Below are 6,742 nucleotides of genomic sequence, written 5' to 3' on the forward strand. Positions count from 1 at the left end.
GCCCCCCGTCACCACCCGGTGGCCGGGGGGCGAACGGCGGGAGGCCGGACGGCGTCATATTCCTGAGCGGCCCCGCCCCGTATCATGGTGCGGGTGACCAAGGTTGACCTGTCACCACGACCGGTGGAGGCGATGTCTCCGCGTCAGCTCGAACGCCGCGAAAGCCTGATCGCGGCCGCGCTCGCCCTGGTGAACGAGATCGGCGTCGAGCGGCTGCAGATGAAGCAGGTCTGCGAGCGCTCCGGAGTCGCCCTGGGGACGGCGTACCGCTACTTCTCCTCCAAGGATCACCTGCTGGCGGCGGCGATCGCCGAGTGGCACCGGCTGCTGCTGGCCGATCTGGTGGCGGAGCTGCGCGGACCGCGCGCCGGCCTGGGCGCCACCGACCGGGTGGCGCGGTTCGTGCGCGGCGGCATGCGGGCCTACCAGCGCCAGCCCGAGCTGGCCAGACTGCGCGTCGCCGTCGCCGCCTCCACGGACCCCTTCGCCAGCGAGGCGCTGCAGGGCATGGCCCGGGCCGACAGCGCCGCGCTCCAGGCGGTGATGGCCGACGAAGTGCCGGCCGCCGCGAGCGACCTCGTGCGGCACATCGTCGGCCACGCCTGGCAGGGCGAGCTGACCGCCTGGGTGACCGGGCGCACCACGCTCGGCGACGCCCGCCGGCGGCTGGAGGACGTGGTGCGACTGGTGCTGACCCCGTACGAGACCGCCTACCCGGCCCCGTACGAGGTCCCGTCCAACGCCTGACGGCGGGGCGGGCGCGGCCGCCGCCGCTCCCCCGCTCAGACCGCCGTCACCGGGTGGACCACCACCGCGTCGAACAGGTAGCCCTCGCGGTTGAACACCGCCACCTCGGGCTGGGTCCTGCCCCGGCGGTCGGTCGCCCGCGCCCGCAGCTCGTACGGGCCGGGCCGCTCCGGGCGCCAGTCGAAGCTCCAGCGCGTCCAGTCGCCGTACCGCGGCTCGTCGCGCAGCTCCGCGGGGCGCCACCGCCGGCCGCCGTCGACCGACACCTCGACCCGGCGGACCGGCGCCGCGCCCGACCACGAACGGCCGTGCAGCCGGTGCGTGCGGCCGGCCGGCAGGACGGCGTCCCGGGCCAGCTCGAAGGCGCTCTTCACCACCTGGGTGGTGAGCGGCGCGCTGCCGCCGGGCGGGTAGTCGGGGCCGAAGAGGCGGTAGGAGTCGGTGTTCCACGGCGAGAACAGCGGCCGGTCCGCGACCTCGACGCTGCCGACCCACTTGATCGAGGCGATCCCGACCCACCCCGGCACCACCACCCGGACCGGTGCGCCGTGATCGGGCGTCAGCGGCTCGCCGTTCATCTCGTAGGCGAGCAGCACGTCGTCCAGCGCCTTGGCGACCGGCAGCGGGCGGCGGACCCGGCCCAGGTTCACCCCGCCGACGACCGGCTCCGGGTCCAGGCCGGCCGGCATCACGTCCACCGCCTGCGGCGTCAGGCCCGCCCGGCGCAGCACCTCCGCCAGCCGCACCCCGCGCCAGCGGGCCGAGCCGATGCCGCCGAGCGTCCACGGGGTGCCGGGCACGCTCTGGTGCTGCTGGCCGGTGAAGAAGCTGCGGCCGTTGCCCGCGCACTCGATCAGCGCCGTGGTGGTGTGGGCGGGCAGGGCGCGCAGGTCCGCGAGCGAGAACTCGACCGGGCGCTCGGCGGTCGGGGCGCCGCGCAGGCCGGTGCCGAAGAGCCGGAGCCGCCAGGTGCCGGCGTCGATCAGCGGGGTGCTGGTGTGGTTGCGGACGAAGAACCGCTCCACCGGGACGTGCCGCCCCACCGGTGTGCCGTCCGGGCCGCCGCGCAGCGCGTCGAAGCGCATCTCGGCGTTGGTCCCGCGCGGCACGAACCACTCGGCGGGCAGCGGCTTGACGATCCCGGGCACCGGCCCGGCGGTGGGGGTGGCGGGGACCACCGGGACGATCGGGGCGGCCGGGGCTTCCGGGGCCGGGGCGGCGGACGCGCGCTGCGCGCCGGTCAGGGCGCCGACGGCCGGGGCTGCGGCACCGGCGGCGGCGAGCAGACGCAGCAGCTCACGGCGTTCGAGGCCCCGGCGGCGGCCGCCCGGCCGCGCGTGGACGGTTTCCGAGGGGATGTCGGCGGACATCGGCACACTCCCGTTCGAGTCAGGGTGGTGGGTCCGGGGTCGTCCGTGCGGTCACGGCGCGGAGGGACGACGGCGGAGGGGGGAAGAGCTCAGCGGCAGCAGCGGCAGCAGCGGCAGCAGCGGTGGCGGCAACAGCGACAACACCGGCCGCGGCGGGAGAGGACGGGCGCGCCACCGGCGCCGGCGACGGCCGCGGGCCGCCCGGCGGGTACCACGGCGCGCGCTCCCCCGGTCACGGTCGGATCCTAGGGCCGCCGCGAACCCCGCGTCAGGCGAACCGGGACTTGACCCTCACACCGGTGTGAACTCCTACCGTGCGGAGCGGGCCGGCCGACCGCCGGCCCCAGGACCACCCCGGAGGAGCGCCGTCATGACCACCACCCCCGTCCTCGCCCCCGCCGCCGCGCCGCTCGCCCGCACCGTCCGCGGCAGCGGCCCCGGACTGCTGCTCGCCCACGGCGCGGGCGGCAGCGTCCACGACAACTGGGGCCCGCTGCTCGACGACCTCGCCGCCCACCGCACCGTCGTCGCCCCCGACTACCCGGGCTCCGGCGACAGCCCCGACGAACCCGGCGTGGCGCACTCGCTCGACGAACTGGCCGACCGCCTGGTGGCCGCCGCCGACGCGGCCGGGCTCGCGGACTTCGACCTCGCCGGCTACTCGCTCGGCGCCGCCGTCGCCGTCCGGATCGCCACCCGCCACCCGGGCCGGGTCCGCTCGCTGCTGCTGCTCGCCGGGGTGGCCGGCGGCTCGCAGCGCTTCCGGCTGCTCGCCGACCAGGCCGTCGCCCTCACCGCGCACCCCGCGCTGTGGGCCGACCACAGCCTGGCCACCGCCTTCGGCCGCACCTGGGTGGACGCCCTGCCCGCCGAGCGGTTCGCCGGGCTGCGGGCCGCCCTGGCCGCCGCGCCGGTCCCGGCGGGCTTCCGCTGGCAGTTCGAGCTCGCCGCCCGCGCGGACGTGCGCGCCGAGCTGGCCCGGATCGCCGTGCCCACCCTGGTCGTCTCCACCACCGAGGACGGTCTGGTCACCCCGGAGCAGCACCGCGCCCTGGCGCGGGGCATCCCCGGCGCCCGGCTGGCGGAGCTGCCGGCCGGCCACCTGCCGATGGTGGAGCGGCTGCCCGAGCTGCGGGACCTGATGGTGGGCTTCCTGACGGGCGCCGCCGCCTCCGGACCGGCCGACGCCTCCGAACCGGCCGACGCCCAGCGCGGGTTCGGCCGCCGTCCGGGGCCGGTCCGGCCCGGCGGGACGGGAACACCCCACCGGGCGGGGACGTTCGTCCGGGCATGCGCATCGGAGAACTCGCCCGTCTGACCGGGGTGTCCACCCGCCTGCTGCGGTACTACGAGGAGCAGGGCCTGCTCGAACCCACCCGCTCGGCCGGCGGCTACCGCGAGTACGACCAGGGCGACACCGTCCGCGTCCGCCAGATCCGCAGCCTGCTCGCGGCGGGCCTCTCCACCCGGGTGATCGCGCAGATCCTCCCCTGCGCGACCGGCCCGATCCCCGCCCTGGAGGCCTGCCCCGACCTGCTCGGCACCCTGCGCGGCGAACTGGCCGAGCTCGACGCGCGCATCGACGAGCTGAGCCGCAGCCGGCGTGCCCTGGCCGGCTACCTGGACGCCGCCGTGCCGTCGTCCCGCCCGTACGCGGCCGCCTGACGCCCGCCCAGGTCGCGCCTTCCCGGCGCGCCCTGCCGCTTCTCCCGGCAAGAACTGGACATAGTACGACATGTATCACGATTCCGATCATGTCGCCGACGCATGCCGTCGGACCGCCAGGACGCCGCGAGAGGTACCCCATGACCAGTCAGCCGCCCGAGCCGCCGGACGAACCCGCCGCCACCCTCCCCCTCGACCGGGTCGTGTTCGGAGTCGGCGCGGTCGCGGTGCTCGGGGTCGTCGCGTGGGGCGTCTTCGCCGAGGACTCCCTCGGCCGGACCTCCAGCACCGCCCTCGGCTGGGTGCTGCACAACTTCGGCTGGCTCTTCGTCGCCGCCGCCGACGTCTTCCTCGTCCTCACCGTGGTGCTCGCCTTCAGCCGGTTCGGCCGGATCCGGCTCGGGCGTGACGACGACGAACCGGAGTTCTCCACCACCGCCTGGGTCGCCATGATGTTCAGCGCCGGCATGGGCATCGGCCTGATGTTCTACGGCGTCGGCGAACCGCTCCAGCTGTTCGCCGCCCCGCAGCCCGGTTCCGGCCTCGAACCCGAGTCCGCGGCCGCCGCCCAGCAGGCGCTGGAGTTCTCGCTCTTCCACTGGACCCTGCACCCGTGGGCGATCTACGCCGTCGGCGGCCTCGCCCTCGCCTACACCACCTTCCGCAAGGGCCGCGGCAACCGGATCTCCGCCGCGTTCGTCCCGCTGATCGGCGAACGCGGCGCCAACGGCTGGAAGGGCCAGGCGATCGACCTGCTCGCCGTGTTCGCGACCGTCTTCGGCTCCGCCACCAGCCTCGGCCTCGGCGCCCTCCAGGTGGCCGACGGGCTCGGTTACATCTCCGACGTCAACAACAGCGAGCGCACCCAGCTGGTCATCATCGGCGCGCTGACCGCCGCCTTCGTGCTCTCCGCCTTCTCCGGCGTGCACCGCGGCGTCAAGTGGCTCTCCACGGCCAACGTGGTGCTGGCCTCGCTGATCATGGTCTTCGTCTTCCTCGTCGGCCCGACCGTCTTCGTGCTGGACTCCATCCCCTCCACCGTCGGCGGCTACCTCTCCAACCTGACCGCCATGTCCACCCAGACCGGCGCCTTCACCGACGAGGACTGGCTCGGCAGCTGGACCATCTTCTACTGGGCCTGGTGGCTCTCCTGGGCGCCGTTCGTCGGCACCTTCATCGCCCGGATCTCGCGCGGCCGCACCGTGCGGCAGTTCCTCATCGGCGTGCTGCTGGTGCCCAGCGGGGCCACCGTCATCTGGTTCTGCGTGATGGGCGGCACCGCGATCCGGCTGGACACCACCGGCGCCGCCGACCTCGTCGCCACCATCCCGCAGGGCGCCGAGGCCTCGCTCTTCGAGATGCTGCGCGCACTGCCGGGCGGCACGGTGACCAGCGTGGTCGCGGTGCTGCTGGTGATGACCTTCTTCATCACCAGCGCCGACTCCGCCTCGCTGGTGCTCGGCTCGCTCTCCAGCCGCGGTTCGCTGCACCCGCGCACCTGGCTGGTGGTGGTCTGGGGCGTGCTGATGGGCGGCGTCGCCGCGGCGCTGCTGCTGGCCGGCGGGCTCACCGCGCTGCAGAACGCCACCATCCTGGTCGCGCTGCCGTTCGTCGGGGTGATGCTGATGCTGTGCGTCGCCCTGGTGAAGGAACTGCGCGCCGACCCGTCCGCCGGGCCGTCCCGCTTCCACCCGGCGCACGGCCTGCGGGACGCTGTGCGGGTCGCGGTCGGCGAGGCCCTCGCCGATGTCCGGCGGGGCAACCGGCGTCCTCCGAACGGGTGAGACCCCCCGCCCTCCGGGGACCGCCGGACGGCCTCCCCGGAGGGCGTGACCTGCGGCGTTGCACATGTCGCCCAAGCCGACGCCGATCCCCCATCCGGACTTCACCCGCACGTAGCGACCGTTCACACCGGCCTGGAAACCTCCGTGCCATGAACGCCAACCCCCCGGCGACCCTCCAGGACCCGCGCTTCCCCCTGCCCCAGCGCCACCGCCGCTTCCTGGCCTGCACCGCCGTCCTCGCTTCCATCGCCCTGGGCACCCTGGGCGTCGGCGCCACCGTCGAAACCGTCCAGCACGGCACCGTGGCCACCGCCACGGCCCCCGTACGGAAGTAGCCCCGGGCGGCGACGGTCGGCGACGGTCGGCGCGGCCCCGACGAGGAACACCCGGCCACTCCGCGCCTCGGGACGCGCCGCCGGGGAGTGGCGACCGGAACCGTCAGGCGGTCTTGACGTCAGGACACCTTGACGGGACACTCGGGTCATGTCGACCCCCGATGCCCTTGAAGGCCGGTTCACGCTGCCCGCCGCGGTCGCGCGTTACGACGCCTTGCGGACGCGCGACGCCCTCGCGGCGCCGCCCGACGAGGACGATGCCGCGACGGCGTCGCCCGATCCGGACGAGGCACCCCTGGCGCGCGGCGAGGCCCTGGAGATGCTCGCCCTCGGTGAGGTGATCGCCCGCAAGGCCGCCTACGGCCGCCAGCTGTCCGTCCGTTCCGCGCGTCGGGCCGGGGCCTCGTGGTCGCAGATCGGCGCCGCGCTGGGCACCAGCAAGCAGGCCGCCTGGGAAGCCCACAACCGGTGGATCGACGAGCAGGCCCAGCAGCCGGACAACCCGGGGCACTGGGGCTGGGACGAGGACGACGTCACGGCCGCCCGCACGCTCGCGGGCCGACCGGACGAGGACGAGCGCGCATGAACGCGGAGGCCCGGACCGCGATCCGCCCCTGCGGGCCCGGCGCTCCCCGGGCGGCCGTGGATGACCTGCCCGCACGGCCGGCACGGTCCCGCCCCGGCCACCTCGCCACCGACGTCCGCCCCCTCTTCCGGCGCTTCCGCTGACGTCCCCGGCGGCGGTGCGGGGCGCCCCCCCCCGGGGGGGGGGGGCCCGCCGGCCCCCCACCCCCCCCCCCGGCCGACCGCCCCGCCACCAAAAAACCCCAACCCCCCAACC

The 6,742-nt window shown here is 75.7% G+C and carries 7 protein-coding genes; 6 read left to right on the plus strand and 1 reads right to left on the minus strand.

Translation table 11 applies throughout. The features are described from left to right. Positions 1–93: 93 nt before the first annotated feature. Positions 94–747: a TetR/AcrR family transcriptional regulator gene (locus ACFXAM_RS20000; RefSeq protein WP_380292987.1), complete on the plus strand. Its 654-nt coding sequence runs from the start codon at positions 94–96 to the stop codon at positions 745–747. Between the two features lie 35 nt (positions 748–782). Here the strand turns inward: ACFXAM_RS20000 and ACFXAM_RS20005 are convergent, their stop codons facing one another. After that, the gene (locus ACFXAM_RS20005; RefSeq protein WP_380292989.1) at positions 783–2,117 is read right to left on the minus strand and encodes a sulfite oxidase; all 1,335 of its coding nucleotides are present in this window, start codon (positions 2,115–2,117) and stop codon (positions 783–785) included. 370 nt (positions 2,118–2,487) lie between these two features. On the opposite strand from ACFXAM_RS20005, the gene ACFXAM_RS20010 reads away from it, so the two are divergent. The 5 genes from ACFXAM_RS20010 (at position 2,488) to ACFXAM_RS20030 (ending at position 6,487) form a co-directional block, all read left to right on the plus strand. Next, on the plus strand, positions 2,488–3,435 hold the full coding sequence (locus ACFXAM_RS20010; RefSeq protein ID WP_380292991.1) for an alpha/beta fold hydrolase: 948 nt from the start codon (positions 2,488–2,490) through the stop codon (positions 3,433–3,435). Next, on the plus strand, positions 3,408–3,782 hold the full coding sequence (locus tag ACFXAM_RS20015; RefSeq protein ID WP_380292993.1) for a MerR family transcriptional regulator: 375 nt from the start codon (positions 3,408–3,410) through the stop codon (positions 3,780–3,782). Before ACFXAM_RS20010 ends, ACFXAM_RS20015 begins: the two co-directional genes overlap by 28 nt. Before the next feature lie 140 nt (positions 3,783–3,922). Continuing rightward, complete coding sequence (locus ACFXAM_RS20020) at positions 3,923–5,566, plus strand: BCCT family transporter (RefSeq protein WP_380292995.1); 1,644 nt, start codon at positions 3,923–3,925, stop codon at positions 5,564–5,566. Positions 5,567–5,715: 149 nt separating this feature from the next. Next, positions 5,716–5,901, plus strand: coding sequence for a hypothetical protein (locus ACFXAM_RS20025; protein WP_380292997.1), 186 nt, complete (start codon positions 5,716–5,718; stop codon positions 5,899–5,901). Between the two features lie 148 nt (positions 5,902–6,049). Next, the gene (locus ACFXAM_RS20030; RefSeq protein WP_380292999.1) at positions 6,050–6,487 is read left to right on the plus strand and encodes a hypothetical protein; all 438 of its coding nucleotides are present in this window, start codon (positions 6,050–6,052) and stop codon (positions 6,485–6,487) included. The last annotated feature ends 255 nt before the right edge of the window (positions 6,488–6,742 follow it).

The organism is Kitasatospora sp. NPDC059462 (assembly GCF_042749955.1).
Taxonomy (GTDB): domain Bacteria; phylum Actinomycetota; class Actinomycetes; order Streptomycetales; family Streptomycetaceae; genus Kitasatospora.